This is a genomic window from Ignavibacteriales bacterium (assembly GCA_016709155.1).
Taxonomy (GTDB): domain Bacteria; phylum Bacteroidota; class Ignavibacteria; order Ignavibacteriales; family Ignavibacteriaceae; genus JADJEI01.
Genome location: JADJEI010000013.1, coordinates 417,135 through 435,517, shown reverse-complemented (window position 1 = coordinate 435,517; position 18,383 = coordinate 417,135). Strand labels below are relative to the sequence as shown.

24 protein-coding genes are annotated in these 18,383 nt (G+C 35.0%); 3 read left to right on the top strand and 21 right to left on the bottom strand.

The window, feature by feature from the left end; all coding sequences use genetic code 11:
• Positions 1-145 precede the first annotated feature (145 nt).
• The 19 genes from IPH11_15190 to IPH11_15100 all read right to left on the bottom strand — a co-directional run bounded on the left by IPH11_15190 (position 146) and on the right by IPH11_15100 (position 14,570).
• Positions 146-817, bottom strand: a complete 672-nt coding sequence (locus IPH11_15190) for a MarC family NAAT transporter (protein MBK6914927.1) — start codon at positions 815-817, stop codon at positions 146-148.
• Positions 818-847: 30 nt separating this feature from the next.
• A complete protein-coding gene (locus IPH11_15185) occupies positions 848-1,459 on the bottom strand; it encodes a LysE family transporter (protein ID MBK6914926.1) in 612 nt (203 codons plus the stop codon).
• A 359-nt stretch (positions 1,460-1,818) separates the two neighbouring features.
• On the bottom strand, positions 1,819-2,247 hold the full coding sequence (locus IPH11_15180) for a hypothetical protein (GenBank protein MBK6914925.1): 429 nt from the start codon (positions 2,245-2,247) through the stop codon (positions 1,819-1,821).
• A gap of 98 nt (positions 2,248-2,345) precedes the next feature.
• Entirely contained in the window at positions 2,346-2,531 is a 186-nt protein-coding gene (locus tag IPH11_15175) for a CsbD family protein (GenBank protein ID MBK6914924.1), read from the bottom strand.
• 201 nt (positions 2,532-2,732) lie between these two features.
• Positions 2,733-3,743 carry a hypothetical protein gene (locus IPH11_15170; GenBank protein MBK6914923.1) on the bottom strand — a complete coding sequence of 337 codons (1,011 nt, stop codon included), beginning with the start codon at positions 3,741-3,743 and terminating at the stop codon, positions 2,733-2,735.
• 133 nt (positions 3,744-3,876) lie between these two features.
• Entirely contained in the window at positions 3,877-4,311 is a 435-nt protein-coding gene (locus IPH11_15165) for a hypothetical protein (GenBank protein MBK6914922.1), read from the bottom strand.
• Between the two features lie 244 nt (positions 4,312-4,555).
• Entirely contained in the window at positions 4,556-5,098 is a 543-nt protein-coding gene (locus IPH11_15160) for a cytochrome c family protein (protein ID MBK6914921.1), read from the bottom strand.
• Between the two features lie 70 nt (positions 5,099-5,168).
• Entirely contained in the window at positions 5,169-5,387 is a 219-nt protein-coding gene (locus IPH11_15155) for a dodecin domain-containing protein (protein MBK6914920.1), read from the bottom strand.
• 76 nt (positions 5,388-5,463) lie between these two features.
• Positions 5,464-5,649, bottom strand: coding sequence for a hypothetical protein (locus IPH11_15150; protein MBK6914919.1), 186 nt, complete (start codon positions 5,647-5,649; stop codon positions 5,464-5,466).
• An 18-nt stretch (positions 5,650-5,667) separates the two neighbouring features.
• Positions 5,668-6,072 (bottom strand): hypothetical protein, encoded by a 405-nt coding sequence (locus IPH11_15145; GenBank protein ID MBK6914918.1) that lies wholly within the window; start codon positions 6,070-6,072, stop codon positions 5,668-5,670.
• A 7-nt stretch (positions 6,073-6,079) separates the two neighbouring features.
• Entirely contained in the window at positions 6,080-6,496 is a 417-nt protein-coding gene (locus tag IPH11_15140) for a YtxH domain-containing protein (protein ID MBK6914917.1), read from the bottom strand.
• 193 nt (positions 6,497-6,689) lie between these two features.
• Positions 6,690-6,941: a GlsB/YeaQ/YmgE family stress response membrane protein gene (locus IPH11_15135; protein ID MBK6914916.1), complete on the bottom strand. Its 252-nt coding sequence runs from the start codon at positions 6,939-6,941 to the stop codon at positions 6,690-6,692.
• Positions 6,942-7,486: 545 nt separating this feature from the next.
• Positions 7,487-8,557 (bottom strand): AI-2E family transporter, encoded by a 1,071-nt coding sequence (locus tag IPH11_15130; protein MBK6914915.1) that lies wholly within the window; start codon positions 8,555-8,557, stop codon positions 7,487-7,489.
• Positions 8,558-8,670: 113 nt separating this feature from the next.
• Positions 8,671-8,820, bottom strand: coding sequence for a lmo0937 family membrane protein (locus IPH11_15125; protein MBK6914914.1), 150 nt, complete (start codon positions 8,818-8,820; stop codon positions 8,671-8,673).
• A gap of 228 nt (positions 8,821-9,048) precedes the next feature.
• The gene (locus IPH11_15120; protein MBK6914913.1) at positions 9,049-9,915 is read right to left on the bottom strand and encodes an MCE family protein; all 867 of its coding nucleotides are present in this window, start codon (positions 9,913-9,915) and stop codon (positions 9,049-9,051) included.
• Positions 9,916-9,946: 31 nt separating this feature from the next.
• Positions 9,947-10,732: an ATP-binding cassette domain-containing protein gene (locus IPH11_15115; protein MBK6914912.1), complete on the bottom strand. Its 786-nt coding sequence runs from the start codon at positions 10,730-10,732 to the stop codon at positions 9,947-9,949.
• 17 nt (positions 10,733-10,749) lie between these two features.
• Positions 10,750-11,502, bottom strand: coding sequence for an ABC transporter permease (locus IPH11_15110; protein MBK6914911.1), 753 nt, complete (start codon positions 11,500-11,502; stop codon positions 10,750-10,752).
• 463 nt (positions 11,503-11,965) lie between these two features.
• A complete protein-coding gene (gene kaiC, locus IPH11_15105; protein ID MBK6914910.1) occupies positions 11,966-13,693 on the bottom strand; it encodes a circadian clock protein KaiC in 1,728 nt (575 codons plus the stop codon).
• A gap of 184 nt (positions 13,694-13,877) precedes the next feature.
• Positions 13,878-14,570, bottom strand: a complete 693-nt coding sequence (locus IPH11_15100; protein ID MBK6914909.1) for a response regulator transcription factor — start codon at positions 14,568-14,570, stop codon at positions 13,878-13,880.
• Between the two features lie 394 nt (positions 14,571-14,964).
• Between IPH11_15100 and IPH11_15095 the strand changes: the two genes are divergently transcribed.
• From IPH11_15095 to IPH11_15085, 3 genes are all read left to right on the top strand, one after another.
• Entirely contained in the window at positions 14,965-16,617 is a 1,653-nt protein-coding gene (locus tag IPH11_15095) for an outer membrane beta-barrel protein (protein ID MBK6914908.1), read from the top strand.
• Entirely contained in the window at positions 16,617-17,300 is a 684-nt protein-coding gene (locus IPH11_15090; GenBank protein MBK6914907.1) for a TonB-dependent receptor family protein, read from the top strand. The genes IPH11_15095 and IPH11_15090 overlap by 1 nt, the downstream gene beginning before the upstream one ends.
• A gap of 246 nt (positions 17,301-17,546) precedes the next feature.
• On the top strand, positions 17,547-17,816 hold the full coding sequence (locus IPH11_15085; GenBank protein MBK6914906.1) for a hypothetical protein: 270 nt from the start codon (positions 17,547-17,549) through the stop codon (positions 17,814-17,816).
• Positions 17,817-17,819: 3 nt separating this feature from the next.
• Here IPH11_15085 and IPH11_15080 read toward each other — a convergent pair whose 3' ends face one another.
• Entirely contained in the window at positions 17,820-17,975 is a 156-nt protein-coding gene (locus IPH11_15080) for a hypothetical protein (protein MBK6914905.1), read from the bottom strand.
• A gap of 219 nt (positions 17,976-18,194) precedes the next feature.
• A complete protein-coding gene (locus IPH11_15075) occupies positions 18,195-18,365 on the bottom strand; it encodes a hypothetical protein (GenBank protein ID MBK6914904.1) in 171 nt (56 codons plus the stop codon).
• Positions 18,366-18,383: the final 18 nt, after the last annotated feature.

Here is an 18,383-nt window from a genome sequence, read left to right as displayed (position 1 = left end):
TATTTGGTGCTCACAACAATGGAGCAAAGGGATGATAAAGGGATTAATTCTTTTATTGAAAGCAATCTGAATAAAGATGTAAAGTCTATATCAGATTATTTTGATGTTCAGTAAAAAAGTGTTTTGAGCAACCATAATACTCTTCTTACAATTTTTGCCATAATCCTGAATCTGATATCAGATCCTGCACACCAAGAATTGCGAATTGAACTCCTATGCATATCAGAAGAAAACCCATTATTCTCGAAAGACTATCAACTCCATTTACGCCAAGAATTCTGCTTACAAAACCTGCACTGCGGAGAACCAGCCAGGAGATAATTGCAGTAATAATAATTGCTAGAATTGCTCCTCCAAAAGCAAATACCTTATCATAACCATGTCGCCCATCAATGGATGATGATATTGTAATTACTGTTGCAATAGCTCCGGGTCCTGCTAAACTTGGCATTGCAAGCGGACTGAATGAGATATTACTTTTTTTATTCGCTTCTTGCTTTTCTTCCTTTGTAAGCTTTGCTTCAGCTGGAAACAGCATTTTAAATCCAAGAAATCCAATTACCATACCGCCTGCTATGCGAATACCCGGAATAGAAATTCCAAAGAAGATCATTATGAAATGACCAGCCAATAAGAAAACCACTAAGATTGCTGTCATGTAAATACAGGCTAAAACAATCTGGCGATTAAGATCCTTTTTACTTAGGTGTTCACTGATACCAAGTAAGAGTACTGCAGTGCTAAGCGGATTGACAATAGGAAGTAATGTTATCAATGTCACTAAAATAGATGACAAGAAACCGGTTACATCATTCATATTTATTATTATCTGATTGTTTAAAAAAATTCATAACAAACTCCCAAAAGCAATAAGTCCGGAAATAATAATTAAGATACCAGCAATTTTGTTTACCCATTGCAATCCGACTATGTCTAATTTATGTCGAAAAAGAATAGTGCCCGAACTAAGTATGAAAAACCACAAACACGAACCAATAAAAACTCCGGCTACAAGAACAGCGGCAGAAAAATATTTTAGCTCGCTATCAAAACCAAGTGCAGCAAACACTGCGAGAAAAGCAAAAATTGTTAACGGATTTGTGAGCGTTAAAAAAACTGTAGTAAGATATGATCGTAACATACCACCGTTCTCGGTGCGAAACTTTGGATCTTTAGGACGTTTGCGAAATATTCTTATCCCAAGAAACAGAAGAAGCGTACCGCCAACCAATCGTATCCAAAATTTTTGACTAACAAGTGTATCTGAAATAAATGTAAGTCCGAATGCAGCAACACTGGCGTAAAACAAATCAGCAGTTGCAGCGCCAAGACCGATTACCATTCCATGTAATTTACCCTCGGTAAGTGTTTTGCGGATGCACATAATTCCAATTGGTCCTACCGGTACCGCCATAGCGAAACCAATAGCTATCCCTTTAAGAAAAAAAATATAATCCATACTTATAATCTTTCGATCAGAATGTTCAGGCAAATAGTTATATGTTTAACAACCAAGATGTTACTTTTTCTAATATTTACCTGAACAACTGATTTTTATAATCCTCATCAATATTAAGAGTGATTGTAAACAGATCTTCTCTTTTTTCTTCAAACTTTATCGTACTTTCAATATGACTATTTATGGCTTCAACGTTAGGAAAAGAATTTTATTTGATGGATAAACAATCTAACAATGGGATAGACTCTGGTCGTTTGATTTTCAATTAAAGTATTGACTAAATCAAGCATTACAAATCGATCACTATCCAATATCATTTCATCAGTTGCCATATTCATTTCATTAAAGAATAATTTATGTTAATCTTTCTTTGAGAAAATATCGTTAAGTGCATTACTGACTATATCCATATCATTATTAAATGTTGTTTTGAACACTTCCCAATTTTCTTTTCTTTCATATTTAAAGTCATTTAATTGTTTTTTTAGCTCGATATTTTTTTGTTCAAATGTCAGCACTTCATTTTCATATTTAGCTTTAAACCTTGTGCTTGTAGTTTTCATCGCTGTTTTGAAATCATCAATCTTTTGCTGGTTAGCATTAATTTTTAATTCAGCATTGCTTTTGAATTGCTGCCATTCCTTTTCAAATTGGATCTGTGCATCAATCATATCCTGGTTTGCCTGTTCAACATTGTTTTTGTCATTGTCTCGATTGTCGGTACAACCGGTAACAAATAATCCTGCAATTAGCAGACTTCCTGCTAAGATGAAATATTTGGTTTTCATAATTCTCCTTATGATTGTTTAGAACATTTAATATTATTTAATCGAATCTTCCTTAATCCTGCACATTTAGGATACATTAGGTTTCTTGCGACGAACTTCTAAAACTTCGAAATTATTTTTTGCACTTCTTCTTTAGTTTTTCCAAGTTTTTTCTGTAATCTGCCTAATAGTTCTTCTTCTTTTCCTTCTACAAAAAGTAAATCATCATCAGTAAGATTTGCATATTGCTGTTTTAGTTTACCTGATGCCTCATTCCAGTTCCCTTTAATTTCAAGTTCATTCATTTGTTACTCCTTTTTAATTTCTATTGCAAATGCTTTATGTGATCCTTTAAGGATTCTCTATAATATTATAAGCAGTTCGGAGGGTTGATACAATCGGTCTAAGGGATGAAAAAAGGACTACATCGATTGGGTGATTAAATTTCTAAAGAACAAACAGAACTGTAGCAATTTAATTGATTTGCTCATTTACACTTAGTGAAATTAATTTTTCCAGCATTCCCAGCCGGAATGACTTTGTTTATTTTTTGATCTTCCAAACCTTGCCGGGCGATATAAGATTTCAACTCCGTTATTAATAGTTGAAATCTGATATGCTGGAATATCGGCACAATCGCAATGCTCTAACGCTTCCTGATCGGCTTGCGTCAATCTTTTCAAACTATCCAAAATAAGATCATAATCTTTCTGAACGGAGTTTAAATAATTCTGTACCTGCTTTATATCATACACAACAACACTAACTGTAGTTTCTATACTACCTGCTAGCTTATCAAACGATTGGCGGGCAAATCGTTTTGCAAATGCAGGAACATCTCCATCTTTTAAATTAACATCTAACTGTTCTAACGCGCTAATATCAAAATAAGATAAATGAAGGTTTTCAGGAGAAGCGATAATTGTTTGTGCAAACGGTACGAGTTTACCTATAGTATTAGGGGTGCCTCCATAACAAGTAGAGAGTACTGTAAGATCGAATTTTATAGAATCAGATGTAAAGCTTTTCATCCCGCTCGCAAGATCATCGATAGTAAAAGACCGATCTGGATAAGATTCATCGTAACCTTCCCCACCAAACTCAGGAATTTCATGACCAAAATAGAGAAACATCTTAATGAACTTGTTTTGATTAGCTACATGATACAGGTGATAAATTTCAGCTTCAAAATCTAAATTTGATTTTTCCTGATCACGCCAATAGGATTCATTCGCAATAAGATTTCCGTTCCGATAGTAATAGAACTCGCCATCCTTAAGCGGAAAAAAGAACAGAAAGTGTCCTCGAGGTTTTTGATGAAATATGAATACCTCTGCCGTTGGATTCTGCTCTGCAATTTTTTCTGCATTCATTACAGTTTCTTCATCTGCCTTGTACTCGTTATCGCTGGTATCGAGATATATATAATCACTATCACCATGTATGAAGAATATAAGTGAGTACTGCGTCTTGAGCGAATTATACTCTGTCTGTTTCGATTCCTCTAGAACAGACATTCTAGGGCTGCATGAGGGTAGGAAAGCAATGAGCACCGCGCAACTCATCCATAATAAAAGAATGCATTGCGAGGTGCCACTGACCGATTGATTTTTCGGTTTTCGCATTGAAATAACCGATTTTAAGAAGATTTTATACTATAAGTATAATTATAATTATGATCAATAATGCCGCAACGAGGCTGATAGTTATCACCTGATCAGCTTGGGCCATATTTTGTACTACGTAATTAGAAAAATTATTTAGCTGGGAATCAGGCACACGTTCATAACCATTAATTCCTGCAAGCTCATCCTGATTTTCTTTTAGTGTAGCTTTAAGGTTTTCAATTCCATCTTTATCTTCTTTAGAAACTAAGAAAGAACTTTGTACTTTATCTAAAGCTTCGGACATATCCTTAAATGAATTTTCAAGGATCGCACGTTTCTCTGCTGCATTCTCCGTTGCTTTTACTTTGTTTGCAACATCACTGAAATGTTTTTGTAGTTCACCTTTTCCGCCTGCATTTATGGGGATAACGAGACCAAAAATGATTATGCCTGAGACAAAAGCTATTATTGCTTTCATGGTGATTCCTTTCATTAAGTTAGTTAACCAAGAAACCTTATTCAATGGACATGGGTAACGAAATAGACCAAGCGGATGAAAAAGGAACTACATCCTTTAGGGTTAGTGAGATAACTGTTAATTGTCACCCTGAATTTGTTTCAGGGTCTGAATAATTCAAAAATATTAATGCTGAAATAAATTCAGGGTGATAATTGAACTTATGCAGTAAACTCTTTAGGTGAAGCAAGAAATAAAATTATTTCTATTCCTTTGGAACCTCATGCTTGATTTTGTTCCAGGCTTCATTAAAGTCCATTTTTACAAAAGTCGGACTCTCATTATTGTGACAGCTTACACAAAATTCTTCAAGTTTATCAGGAACAATTAATCCTTTTTCGATTGCCAATTTTTTGTCCTTCATTACCTTCATATCTTTATAAGATGATCCAGCACCATGGCAGGTCTCACACTGAACACCATCTTCAACTTTAAACTTCTTACCTAACATTGTTGCATCAAGATTATAACCAGTTACGTGACATTTTAAACATTCCCAGGTTTCAGATGCCGGTTTTAAAAAACCTTTTGCTTTAGCAATCTGATTTGCAGTATCCGTTTTCAAGGTTTCAAATGCTTTTGCATGAGCAGTGTTTTGCCAGATTGAAAGCTGACTGCCTTGCTTTTCTGTTTTATGGCACATACCGCAGGATTCAACACCCACAAAGGTATTGCCACCACTTTGGGATAATATTGATGTAAACGGTAATAGAATAATCGTTAATAGATAATAAAATGAGTGGTTCATAAAACCTCCTATAAATAGTTTTGAATCAGGCTAGTATTTAATTTGTACAGACATACCTACAATTTCAATTTTATACAACAGGAAAAGCAAGTTTAAGATTTACTTTGTACTGTTTGATCTTACCAGCTTCAACGCTTGCCATATGTTTTGTTACTTCAATTCCAGTTATTCCTTTTACTGTTTTTGAAGCTTTACTTAACGCTTGATCGATTGCATCATCAAAACTTTTTGAAGAGATGCCGATGATTTCAATTATCTTTACTGCGCCTTCATTAATGTGGGTACTCATAATAACTCCTTTTTTAAATTAATTAAAAATAATTACCAATTTTTTTTCATTATAATTAAACGACAACTAGTGCTATTCAACCGTTAGTATCAGAACTTTCTTTCTGGCGAGTTTTTGACACAGCCGCCATAATGCCCAAACCAATTATGATTATGACACTAATAACAATCCAAACAGGTGGAACGCCCATTTCATTGGCTCCCCATGCCAAACCGCCAGCTACGAAAGCTGTCCCGATTAAATATATTACTAAGTTAGACATCTTATTTTTCTTTCATTATTAGGTTAATTTTTTCTGCTTTCCCGCTTTATAGTTTCTCCAGAACGATGCAAACCCAACACCTATGGCGTTTACATTTTTGAATATAGGTATTACGGCATTCTCTATCCCATCACGAATTTTTATCTCTACATTTAAAATTTTATCTACATGCTCCCGGACGATGCTAACCATTGATCTGGTCATCTGAAGTTGAGAGTCAACTTCAGAGGTGATGAGGTGTAATTTATTCGAAAGATTAAGAGTTGATTCGATTAGTGGATTAAGTCTAAGTGATAATGACTCGATATTTAAACTAATGGAATGCACTGATTTAACAATCTGATAAACAAAGTAAATCAGTGCAATACAAAGGACTGATGCTGAGACAAGCAATACTACCGTTAATATTTCTACTAATTCCATTTTTTAATTAAGGCTTCTTATTTTCATTATAAGCATCCATTCCGGTTTTAACTGAAAACTTTAATCTCTCAGTTTCAGTTTCTAATTTTTCTTTACCGGAATGTAAAACCTCTTTTGTTTTTATTTTTGCATCATTATAAACGCGTTCAACATCTTTTAGAATTTCTTCAGGTTTTGACTTTAAATCATTCATCATCAAAGAATATTTTCTTTTACCTTCATTAAATATTTTACCGGCTTTAATTTTTTTCTCTTGATAATATTTATCAGCTTCATCAAAATATTCTCCGGACTTTTGTTTTATATCTCCTCTAAGTTCTTTGCCGCTTTTGGGTGTAGTTAATAATGCAACTATTGCACCTACAGCACCGCCGGCTAGAAATCCAAGAAGAAAACCTTTAACGTTATTGCTACCAGACATAATATGTTCCTTTTAATTAAATGTAATATCTCTGTTGATTTTATTTCTGATGAAATTTAAATACGAACACTAATTGAATCAATCAGGCAAAGGGATGAAATAAGAACTACATCTTTTAGGCTAATAAAATTCTAAGTGGTTACAAGAAAGAGTTATAAAAAAAGTACACATAATAATGTGCGATATTAATAATATCTTACTCTTTTTTCTTAAGGATAATCCTGTAGAACCATAAAATAATTATTGCTCCAATAGTTGCACCAATAAAACCGGCGGTATCACCTGGTTCATAAACACCTAATAATTTACCAAGATAAGTTGCAACAAATGCACTGGCAATTCCAAGTAGAATAGTAATTATGCAGCCACCCGGGTCTTTACCGGGCATTAGTAATTTTGCAATTACGCCTGCAATTAAACCGACAACTAGAGTTCCTATAATCTCCATAATTGACCTCTTATATTTTTTGCAAATAATTCGCACCTAAAACCAATGTCCATCGGTTTCATTTTAAGTGTTCCTTAACGGAATTCATTCAAATAAGGATAAATCATACTGATATAATTATCTAGTTTCCAATACGAATCGTATCGATATTATCTATTATTCCGAAGGCGCTTAATAGCCATAGAACAACTACAATAATTACTACCGCATTCAAAATTTTCTTAATGGTAGATTGCATCGGAATATAGCTGTTGATAAGCCATAATACTACTCCAACAACAACCAGAACAATTACTAATGTTATAAGTGACATAACTCTCTTCCTTTCATAATATTTTTGTATTCTGGATCTCAGTAATCAGAGATCATGATCTTGAGAACCATTTTTTGCGGTTTCTGAATTAGTGATCCGCAAAAGACATTTCATCAAATGGTTTAATGATTTCTATTATATGATATGAAGTAATTCAGGTTGGTACAATCGTACAAAAGGATGAAAAAGGAACTACATCATTTAGATGAAAAGTCTGCCTTCAGAAGATTTTTTATAATTTATTCTTCTTTGAAATTGGGACAGAATATTCATCGAATTTTTCTGATCCAAGCAATACGGCAATCCATTTTGTCCTTTCGTTATTATCAAACGCAAACTTCAGTGCCATAGTGAGTGGAACAGATAAAATTGCACCTACCAAGCCAAGCAAACCACCCCAAAAAATTAATGAAGGAAAGACAACTAAGGTGGAGAGCCCAAGTCTTCTTCCCATCATACGTGGTTCTATCATATTTCCTATTATAAAATTGACTGCTACATATCCCGCTGTCACCATTAAAGCGCTGCCGATTCCAAATTGAATAAATGCTAAAATCACTGCTGGAATAGCGGCAACTATAGATCCTATATTAGGAATGTAATTAAGTAGAAAAGCTATAAAACCCCAGAGTATTGGGTAATCCACACCCAGAATGAATAACCAGATCGCTACCAAAATGCCCGTGGCTAAACTGATGAGGGTTTTAATAATCATATAGCGTTTCATGTCATTAACAAACTTTGTGAATTGAGGAAACGCCTGTTTTGGATCTCCAAGCACAGCGCGAAGTTTTATCGGAAAGCTCGAGACTTCAAGTAAAATAAAGGTTACTGTTAGAAGGATTAAAACGAGATCGGACAGAACAGAACTCAATCCGGTTAAAAAACCTGCAGTAAGTTTCATTATTGCTTCGGGGTTAATATATTCAAGAAAAAATTTCTCTTCAATTACAAAACCTTTGCTTGAGATCATGGCATTGAACTCTACAACCTGCTCTCGAATACGAGATTGCAATGAGGGTAGTTCAGTTATAAAACTGCTGAAGGATGTGCCAATTTGTGCGCCAATTAAAAGCAGAATGATTATCATAACAGCCATAACCATGAACACTGCAATTCCAGAAGGAATATGTTTTTCTTTTAACCAGAGTAGCGAAGGGACTCCGAGCGAAGCAAGAAATACTGAAACAAGAAATAATATAACGACTGATTGGGCTAGGAAAATTCCTGCCATGATTATTACAAGTGCCGCCGCAACCAAAAGGAAGCGTATTTCACCAGAAGAATTGATTTGTTCTTTCAAAATCATATACTATTAATGAACATTACAATATTCCTATAACACAGTACAAATGTTGATTTAATCCCATAACCTTAGCACGTTTAATACTAAATTATTTATAGCTCAACTCATATTCAGACTGAGCGTCGTCCACTAATAATGTTTACTAAAACCATAATGACAGCAATGACAAGTAGAACGTGAATAACTCCACCCATTGTATAGGAAGTGACTAACCCAAGCAGCCATAAAACTATAAGAACAACAGCGATTGTATATAACATTGTAAATATCCTTTCGTTTAATTTTCAATAATAAAGTATGAAGAAGAGAAAAATGTTTCAATCGGACATTGGGATGAAAAAGGAACTACATCCTTTAGCTGAGTAACTTTGTTAAACTGCAACATTATTGAGTCTATCAGAGAAATGCCATTTCTAACCGTTTCGAAATCTTTAAATTTTAACACTGAGACAGAAGAGAACCCGATACTGATAAACTTGTATTAGGAATTAAAATCCCCACAGCAGCCAGCTATCTTTTGCTTTCTCCATTAGAATTTTAAACCCGGCTGAACCTTCTTTCAAGTAAAAGAAAGTAGAATCGATATTTTGCGCAGACGATTCATCCATAAAAAGTTTACCAATTATTCCTTTTCCTTCTCCAAGATTGGTTGTAATCTTTCCTAAATCTTCTGTAATAGTGGCTGTATTTTCAATTACTGCTTTAAATGATGCAAGAATTTCATCCACCTCTTGTGCGTTATCCATGAACACTTTAAATCCTGCTGAGCCCTTTTCTAAATTTATTATAGTAGATTGAATATTTTGTCGCCAGGATGAATCCATCATAAGCCTTCCAATTGTTCCTTTACCTGACTCTATATTGGTTGTGATCTTAGCCAAATCTCCTGTAATCAGGGAAGTATTATCAATAGTTGTTTTTAGTGATTTCATAATTTCATCTAATTCCAGGGGTCGGCTTGTTGCGATAACATCATTGTTTTCTATTACTTTCTGTGAACCCGTTCCCGGAATTATAACTAAAACTTTGTTACCCATAAGACCTTCTGACCCAATACTTGCTACTGCATCTTTTCTTATAAACTGTCGCGTGCTTTCATCAATCAATACTTCTACTCTGACCGAAGTATCACTAATCAAGCTAACATTTTCTACAGTCCCGATATTAATTCCTGATAATCTAACGTTATTACCAATTTGAAGTCCGCCGACATCTTTGAAAACTCCGGTTAAACGAAATGTGCTTCTAAATAATTGTTGTTTCTCACCGATAAAATATATTGCTAAAATCAAAACCACTAAACCAAGTGTAACAAATATCCCAAGCTTGATTTTATTAGTTGAATTTTTTTTCATTTTAAATACTCCTGCTTAATTGCATTCTTTTTTATTCAAAAAATGATCTTATCCATGGGTCTGCGGATTTTTCCAGTTCGTTAAAAGTCCCTTCTGCCGCACACACCCCATCTTTAATGACTATTATTCGATTTGCTGTTAGCCTTGTGCATTCAATATCGTGTGTTATGATGATGGAAGTAGTATTGTATTTTTTTTGCACTTCAAGAATAAGGTTACTTATTTCTTTTGATGTTATAGGATCCAGCCCGGTTGTAGGTTCATCATAAAGCATTATTTCTGGTTTTAAAATTAATGTTCGTGCTAAACCTAACCTCTTACGCATACCTCCGGAAAGTTCTGAAGGTGTTTTATCAATTGCTTTATCAAGTCCTACATCGTGCAATGATTCTTTTATAAGTGATTCTAATTCATCTTTCGGAATAGAACTTATTTTTTTTCTAAGAGGAAATTCAAGATTTTCTCTTACTGTCATAGAATCATAAAGAGCACCGCTTTGAAAAAGGAAACCAATTCTTTTTTGTATTTCAATCAGGTCTTTATTTTTCAGTTCAGAAATATTTTGTCCAAATATTAAAAGCTTGCCGTCATCAATTTCTACTAATCCAACAATACATTTAATAAGTACTGATTTGCCGGTTCCGGATTGACCGAGTATTGCAAGGTTTTCACCTTTATTAATAACCAGATTAATATCCCGTAATACGTGGTTATTCCCGAATGATTTCTTTAGATGCTGCATTTCAATCACAACATCACTCTTCTGCTCATTATCAGTTTCAGTTTTAACTTCTATATTGATTGAATTGTCTTGCATCTTTCTAATTGCTCAATTTAGTTTTGAAGCACACTTGTAATTTGCACCGCTATCATATCTATTATGAAAACCATTAGTGATGATAATACAACTGCTGAGTTTGCAGCTAGCCCGACACCCTCGGTACCTTTGTTCGAATTATATCCTTTATAACTTCCTATTAGTCCGATTGCAAATCCGAAGAAAAAAGTTTTTACGATAGCAGGCAGCAGATCTTGAAATTCCAGACTTTGAAATATCTGAGAAAAAAATAAGTAAGCACTCACGGTTCCTTTAATATTAACACCGACAAATGATCCTAATAAACCAACACCATCAGCAAGAATTACCAGGATCGGAAGCATTAAGGTTGCAGAAACAACTCTTGTGACAACAAGATATTTAAATGGATTAGTGTCTGAGACCTGCATCGCATCTATTTGTTCTGTAACATTCATTGAAGCCAATTCTGCTCCAATTCCTGATCCAACTTTTCCTGCAAAGATCAGCGCAGTTATAACCGGACCTATTTCACGTATAATCGAAACTGCAACCATAGCAGGCAGCAAAGACTCAGATCCAAACTTTGCCAAAGTAGGTCTTGATTGAATAGTTAACACCAGTCCAATTATAAATCCGGTAATCGCTACCAAAGGAAGTGATTTGTAACCAATCAGAAAAGATTGTTTCATTACTTCATTAAACTCATACGGAGGTTTAATTACTTCCTTAAAAAAGCGAAAAGTAAAAGTCGTAATCGAGGCTACTTCCAAAAAGAATTTTTTGAACATCGAATCAGTTATAATCTCAGGAGATTCGTCTATTGCAATTTCAGTTGTTTCTTTTTCAGTTTTGGACTGTTGTGAAATATTTTTTTCCATTTATACATTTATGACAATTTATTATGGGATGATGTTAGATAGAAATATTATTTTATACAATCAGTCAGAGGGATGAAAAAGGAACTACATCTGTTGGTTGAATAATAATTTCCTTTGAGCAGGTTCTAAAATTTATTTAACCTCTCAAATGCTAGATCTAAAACAAAATTGGAGAACATCTACCAGGTGAACTCAACAATCAAAGAAGGAAAACTATTGATTGAGTAATCCCGGTTTATTTTTCTCATTTTTCTTATCACGCTTTGCAGCTTTTTTTTCTTTCATTGTTTTTGCAGGTTCTTTCTTTGAACCCTTTTTACTATCCTGACCTTTGCTCATGATTTTCTCCTTTGTTGTTTTCTTTTATTTATGATTACATTATTAAAGTTTTTTTTATCAACTTATCAGCCTTCCTGCTCTTTGCCATATTTCTTTTATCATCAGCAAACTTTTTAGAGTATGCTTTTTCCATTTCGATAAGCTTTATCGCTTCAGATTCTTCTTCTTGGAACTCGGACTTTAATACAACAATTTGAGCTTCCAATGCAGCACGTTTAAGTTCTATTCCAGATTGTTTGCGATCAATTTCCTGCTGACGTGCTAATTGCTCTGCATCATTTTTGGCTTCCTGTGATAATCGGGCTGAACCCGTTAATACACCTTCAGGACCCACATATACATCCAGCAGTTCGATTCCATGATCTGTGAGTTTAAATTCACGGATTTGGTTTGAATGATCCATTCCGCGCGATTTAAGAATATACAATCCTCTATTTCGTTCACCGCCTATTTCAATATCACGCAATAGAATCCAGGTATCTATCAATGATGATATCGCCATATCTGTAAGCTCCTGGTTTTCGCCTCCATTGGAAAGACTTGCAAACAATGCAGTAATATTCCTCATCTTCAAAAAATCTACTAAACGTAGCAGCATTATTTTAACTTCGGTTTGATTGTTTCCAATAATAAATGCATCAATGGGATCAAGAACTACAATTTGCGGTTGAACTTTATTAATTAATTTTATGGTTGTTGTTAAATGATGTTCTAATCCATGAAGTGTTGGGCGGGTTGCATGAAAGTGAAGCAATCCTTTTTTTACCCAGGGCTCTAAGTGTATCCCTATCGAAGACATATTGCGCATGAACTGACTCGGAGATTCTTCAAAAGCAAAATAAAGCACTCGCTCACCTCGTTTACAAGCCTCTTCAACGAACTGAGCTGCAAGACTTGTTTTTCCAGTACCTGCAGTGCCGGAAACGAGTATAGTGCTGGTGCGATAGTAACCTTTACCAGACATCATTGTATCAAGCCGCGGAATACCTGTTGAAATTCTTTCTTTGGACGAAACGTGATTTAATCCAAGCGAAGTGACCGGTAGAACAGAAAATCCATCTTCATCAATTAAGAAAGGATATTCATTAGTGCCGTGAGTTGAACCGCGATATTTAATAATGCGCAATCGTCGTATAGATGATTGATCGGTAACGCGATGATCCAGCAGAATAACACAATCGGAAACGTACTCTTCCAAACTTTGTCGTGTTAGTGTACCCTCACCTTTTTCCCCTGTTACTATTGTTGTTACATTTTTCTTTTTTAACCAGCTAAATAACCTTCGCAGTTCTGTACGAACCATAGTAGGATTAGGCAGTTCTGAAAAAAGCGTTTCAATAGTGTCCAGCACAACTCGTTTAGCGCCAATACTTTCTATAGCATTATGGATATGAACGAACAATCCTTTTAAATCATATTCACCGTTATGTTCTATTTCTCCCCGCTCAACATTAATATGCTCGAGCCAAATCTTTTTGTGTTTTTTAAGATTAGCCAGGTCAAACCCCAGGGAAGCTACATTAGATATTAATTCTTTCTCCGTTTCCTCGAATGATATAAAAACTCCGGGCTCATTGTAAACAGTTGCACCTCGAACAAGAAATTCCATCGCAAATAATGTCTTGCCGCAGCCTGCACCCCCGCATACAAGTGTTGGTCTGCCTTTTGGCAATCCGCCGCTTGTTATTTCATCAAATCCCTGAATGCTAGTAGGGGATTTTAGAAGGGTTCTTCTTTTAAATTTTACTTCTCTTTTTTTCATAATATCTCGTCCAAATAAATTTTGATTCTTCAATCCACATTTGATCTGTCATACAAAATTGAAGAGTTTATAGTTATATAATATTTCACGATAGATTATAGAAAAACTCGTGAATCAAAAAAATAGTCCAAAGGGATGAAAAAGGGATTAAATCTTTAACTGGTGTAGTTAAAGAAAAACAGAATTATTCGTAGAGTATTGAGGTTGTTTCTATTGCGGTTTTGTAAGCTTCAGAAAGGTGGGCGTGTTTTGCAATTTGTACACGTGTGTTAAGCGCTAATTTTTCAAGGATATTATGAACGTGACTTTTGACCGTGTAGGTTGAGAGATGAAGATTTTGCGCGATCTCTTTATTGGTAGAACCATTTGCAATCAGTTCAATAACTTGTTTCTCACGCTTTGTCATTCGAACCGACTCCTCAATTGCAGACGGTTTGGATCCGTTAATTGCATAGTCAACGATTTGAGAAAACAGTGAACCGGTCAAATTCGGTGGTAAAACCTGCACTCCATCATAAACTGATCGAAGAGTTTTTAAAAATTCTGTGACACTTATATCTTTTAACATAAATCCTGAAACACCGGCTTGCACAAATTGAAAAACATCTGCTTGTAATGGTACAAGATCCATCACAACTATTTTTATTTCAGAAAAATCTTTCTTAACTAATTTTACAATATGCAAACTGTTTTGACTTCGTAAACCAAGATCCAGGAGTACGATACTTGGTTTTAGCTTACCAATTAGCGCCAAAATGTTTTCGCCATTACCGACGGTCGTAACAACTGCCATATCTGGCTGCTTTTTAAGCAAATCGGAAATGCCTTCTCGCAAAAGGCGATTGTCTTCAACAAGCAATATTCGGATTTTTTTCATTTTACTTTACAAACTTACTTAATAAATGTAATGTATCGGTCAAATTTGCAAATGAAAAAATACTAAATATTTTCAAGTGTTCAAAAATCATCATGTGAAAATTTTTTTCTTTTAATTTTAAACTTGCATTGGAGATATCTCCGATGCTGTTTATTAAAACGGGATTCAGTTGTAAATTATTCATTGGATATTGTACTGAGTTTGAAATCAATCTTCATAATAGGAGTTTTTTTATTCTAAATTCTTTTAAACCCATAGAGATTTCTATCTGTCTAATAATTCAGGAAATATCTATTTTTAACTTCCTGCAAAATTATGACAATTTTAATGTGATACAACTCCTAAGTAAATAATTATCCCTTTTACAAATAAATACACCTTCGTAATTTCAACTATGAAAAAAATCTATTTACTACTTTTGTTTATTATACTGACTAACAGTATAAATTTATTCGCTCAAAAGAATTTTGAGAAAAAAGATGTCGGCATGGTTGCTGGTCGTGTGCTGGATAATGATTCTAAAGCAGCTATCGAATATGCTAATATTGTTTTACTGTCAATTCAGGATTCATCCGTTATCACAGGAACTGTTACTGATGTGAATGGTCAATTCAGGTTGGGTGATATTGCCTTTGGAAAATATTTACTTGATGTGAGATTCATCGGTTACCAATCCCAAAGGTTCGATGTAGAATTATCAGCCGATAAAAGAATGATCATTCTTGGCGATGTTCTTATTGTACCCGATGCACTCCAATTAAACGACGTAGTTGTTGAGGGTGAACGTTCGCCGGTTTCCTACCAGATTGATAAAAAAGTTATTGACGTTGATAAAATGCAGACTGTCATTTCAGGTAACGCCGCTGATGTTTTACAAAATGTACCTTCTGTCACGGTAGATATTGACGGCAATGTCAGCCTTCGGGGCAGTTCAAACTTTACTGTGTTGATTGACGGCAGACCTTCAATAATCAGCGGGCAGGATGCGCTTCAGCAGATACCGGCTAACTCAATTCAGAATATTGAAATCATTACTAACCCCTCCGCTAAATATAATCCCGAAGGTACTGCTGGAATCATAAATATTATTTTGAAAAAAAATCAAAACCTCGGGTTGAGTGGAACTGTCAATACGAATGTCGGCTTAAATGAAAAGTACGGCGGTGATTTTTTATTTCAATACAAAACCTCAGACGTCACGTATGTTTTGGGAATGGATTACAACAAGAGAATTTCTCCCGGAACGAGGTTGCAGGAAAACACATACCTTTTCGGAAGTACAACTTCATTTATTAATTCTTCAGGCGATACTGAATGGGGACGAATTGGGTTGGGCGTTAGAGCCGGAATGGAATTCAATCTGGGGGAAAGTGAATTTATAAATCTAATGGGACGTTATGGAACGCGCAATGGCTTGCGAAATTTCAATTCTGATTTTGAAAACTGGACATCTCTCGACCCCTCCGTTTCGACATATAAAAGTACAAGTACGAGTGATCGAATTGGTGATTATGCCGGCGCTAACCTGACATATATTCATAGATTTGAAGGCAAAGGACATGAAATAAAAACCGAATTAAATTTCGGTTACGATAATGGTGATGATTCAACTATTACAGAATCAATTTCAAATGATAAAGTTTTTTATGGACAAAGAACAAATGAGTTCGGTCCTTCAAGAAGCTTTCAAGCTAAAATTGATTATACGTTACCTCTGACCGAGACAAGAAAATTTGAATCCGGTTATGCCGGCGATCTTCAAAACAATGATGAGAATAATGAACTGCTTACTTATGACACTCTTTCAGGTGTTTATCAATTTCAGCCCCTGTTTAGCAACCTGAATAAATTCAAAAGTAATAATCAGGCTTTCTATGGAATTTACTCAGATCAGTTTGGAGATTTCGGAATTCAGGAGGGTTTAGAAGTGAATATACTTACAGATCAATTACTCTTCTTAATACTGATCAGAATTTTACAATTGACCGCTGGGACTACTTCCCCACCCTGCATTCATCTTACAAATTCAGCGAAGGCACTCAATTGATGGCAAGCTACACACGCCGGATTCAACGCCCGCGAGGATGGGACCTTGAACCATTCATTACATGGATTGACGCAAACAATGTTCGTATCGGGAACCCCAGCCTACTTCCTGAATTAATAGATTCCTATGAAGGCGGTATTCAAACTTACATTAGCAGCGTATCGATTTCAGCCGAAGTTTATCATCGTTTTACAAATAATAAAGTTGACCGGATCAGATCTGTTTATGAAGAAAATGTAAGCTTAAATTCGGTGGCTAGTATTGGAAAAGATTATTCTACGGGAACAGAGTTTATGTTCATTTTTGATCTTTTCAAATTCTGGAACGTAAACGCTATGGCTAATATTTATGATTATAGAATTGAAGGAGTTTTATACGGTGAATCTTTCTCCCGAAAAAGTTTTAACTGGAACACCCGGCTGAATAATGTTTTTAAGCTGGGGGTAGATACGCAGCTTCAACTGAACCTGAATTATAACAGTCCCACTGTTTCATCACAAGGGACTTGGGAAGAATCTTACTCTGCCGATATTTCTGCAAAACAAGATTTTCTTGAAAAGATGCTTTCCCTCACCCTTCAGGTGCAGAATATTTTCGGAACATCAAATCATGTTTCAGTTCTTCCGGTCCGGATTTTTCAACCTATAATAGCTTTAAAAGGAATCCCCGATTGTAATGCTTAGTGTCCGTCTTAATTTTAATAACTACAAACCTAAAAAAGATCCCCGTAATGGTGAAGGAATGATGGATGGGAGCGAAGAATTTTAATTATTAATAAGTCTTCTGACTTCACGTCTTAAATTTTAACTCAACCTATTTGATTTAAATTAAAATCCTGCTTTTGCTGCGGGATTTTTTTTATTTAAAACTTCGCCTAATTTTTTTTTATTGGCACACAAGATTAGAAATACTGTATCCAAGATAGAATCTTGGGTGCCGAAGATACCACCTGCGGTACAGAAAATGTAATCTTATTTACAGAAGATGCTATCTGCGGTACAGAAGATGTGATCTTATTTACAGAAGATGCTATCTACGATACGGAAGATATGATCTTATGTATCAAAGATGTTATCTGCGGTACAGAAGATATGATCTTATTTACAGAAGATGCTATCTGCGATACAGAAGATGTGATCTTATTTACAGAAGGAACCATCTTATGTGCGAAATTTAACGATTTTCGAGGTTTGAGGTAATTTTTAGCATGAATAGTTGCGGGCAGAAAGGAATTTGAATAATTTAGCAATGGTGCGAATATTTGCTTCTATTCTTCGATCCACAATCATTATTTCCTCTTCGGTCAATCCATACAACTCATAAACAAGATTATCAATATGTTTGTCTAACGACTGCACTTTCTTTCAAGATAATTTTTATCACTTTCGGTTTTGGCTTTTAGAAGTAAACTCTATTTATTAAAGATGGAGGCTGTCTCTTAAATGTCATTCCATAGCAATGCCATCGGAATCTAATGCTTCGATTTTCAAAACAAATGAGAATCTGATCCCGATGTATCGGGACAGGTTGACAAAAAGCGAGTAATGATACAGCCTCTATCTCATTGCTCCAAAAAACTATTTATTCATACTTGCCAGCATGTCCGGCGGCACGGGCAAAGGAACGGGATTATTAATGGGTTTTATGGTTCGCAGGTAAGCATAGATTGATTTCAGATCATCATCTGTCATCTGTGCAAAATTTGGCCAGGGCATCGGAGGTAATAAAGGTCTGCCTACCCCTTTCAATTTTCCTTCCTGAGAGTT

Excerpts from the sequence above, each read along its gene's own strand:
- IPH11_15180 (MBK6914925.1), bottom strand. The coding sequence starts at position 2,247 with ATGAAAACCAAATATTTCATCTTAGCAGGAAGTCTGCTAATTGCAGGA.
- IPH11_15125 (MBK6914914.1), bottom strand. The coding sequence starts at position 8,820 with ATGTTATATACAATCGCTGTTGTTCTTATAGTTTTATGGCTGCTTGGG.
- IPH11_15120 (MBK6914913.1), bottom strand. The coding sequence starts at position 9,915 with ATGAAAAAAAATTCAACTAATAAAATCAAGCTTGGGATATTTGTTACA.
- IPH11_15155 (MBK6914920.1), bottom strand. The coding sequence starts at position 5,387 with ATGAGTACCCACATTAATGAAGGCGCAGTAAAGATAATTGAAATCATC.
- IPH11_15145 (MBK6914918.1), bottom strand. The coding sequence starts at position 6,072 with ATGGAATTAGTAGAAATATTAACGGTAGTATTGCTTGTCTCAGCATCA.
- IPH11_15110 (MBK6914911.1), bottom strand. The coding sequence starts at position 11,502 with ATGTTCAAAAAATTCTTTTTGGAAGTAGCCTCGATTACGACTTTTACT.
- IPH11_15185 (MBK6914926.1), bottom strand. The coding sequence starts at position 1,459 with ATGGATTATATTTTTTTTCTTAAAGGGATAGCTATTGGTTTCGCTATG.
- IPH11_15135 (MBK6914916.1), bottom strand. The coding sequence starts at position 6,941 with ATGGAGATTATAGGAACTCTAGTTGTCGGTTTAATTGCAGGCGTAATT.
- IPH11_15160 (MBK6914921.1), bottom strand. The coding sequence starts at position 5,098 with ATGAACCACTCATTTTATTATCTATTAACGATTATTCTATTACCGTTT.
- IPH11_15175 (MBK6914924.1), bottom strand. The coding sequence starts at position 2,531 with ATGAATGAACTTGAAATTAAAGGGAACTGGAATGAGGCATCAGGTAAA.
- IPH11_15115 (MBK6914912.1), bottom strand. The coding sequence starts at position 10,732 with ATGCAAGACAATTCAATCAATATAGAAGTTAAAACTGAAACTGATAAT.
- IPH11_15170 (MBK6914923.1), bottom strand. The coding sequence starts at position 3,743 with ATGTCTGTTCTAGAGGAATCGAAACAGACAGAGTATAATTCGCTCAAG.
- IPH11_15165 (MBK6914922.1), bottom strand. The coding sequence starts at position 4,311 with ATGAAAGCAATAATAGCTTTTGTCTCAGGCATAATCATTTTTGGTCTC.
- kaiC (MBK6914910.1), bottom strand. The coding sequence starts at position 13,693 with ATGAAAAAAAGAGAAGTAAAATTTAAAAGAAGAACCCTTCTAAAATCC.
- IPH11_15095 (MBK6914908.1), top strand. The coding sequence starts at position 14,965 with ATGAAAAAAATCTATTTACTACTTTTGTTTATTATACTGACTAACAGT.
- IPH11_15190 (MBK6914927.1), bottom strand. The coding sequence starts at position 817 with ATGAATGATGTAACCGGTTTCTTGTCATCTATTTTAGTGACATTGATA.
- IPH11_15100 (MBK6914909.1), bottom strand. The coding sequence starts at position 14,570 with ATGAAAAAAATCCGAATATTGCTTGTTGAAGACAATCGCCTTTTGCGA.
- IPH11_15150 (MBK6914919.1), bottom strand. The coding sequence starts at position 5,649 with ATGTCTAACTTAGTAATATATTTAATCGGGACAGCTTTCGTAGCTGGC.
- IPH11_15090 (MBK6914907.1), top strand. The coding sequence starts at position 16,617 with ATGGCAAGCTACACACGCCGGATTCAACGCCCGCGAGGATGGGACCTT.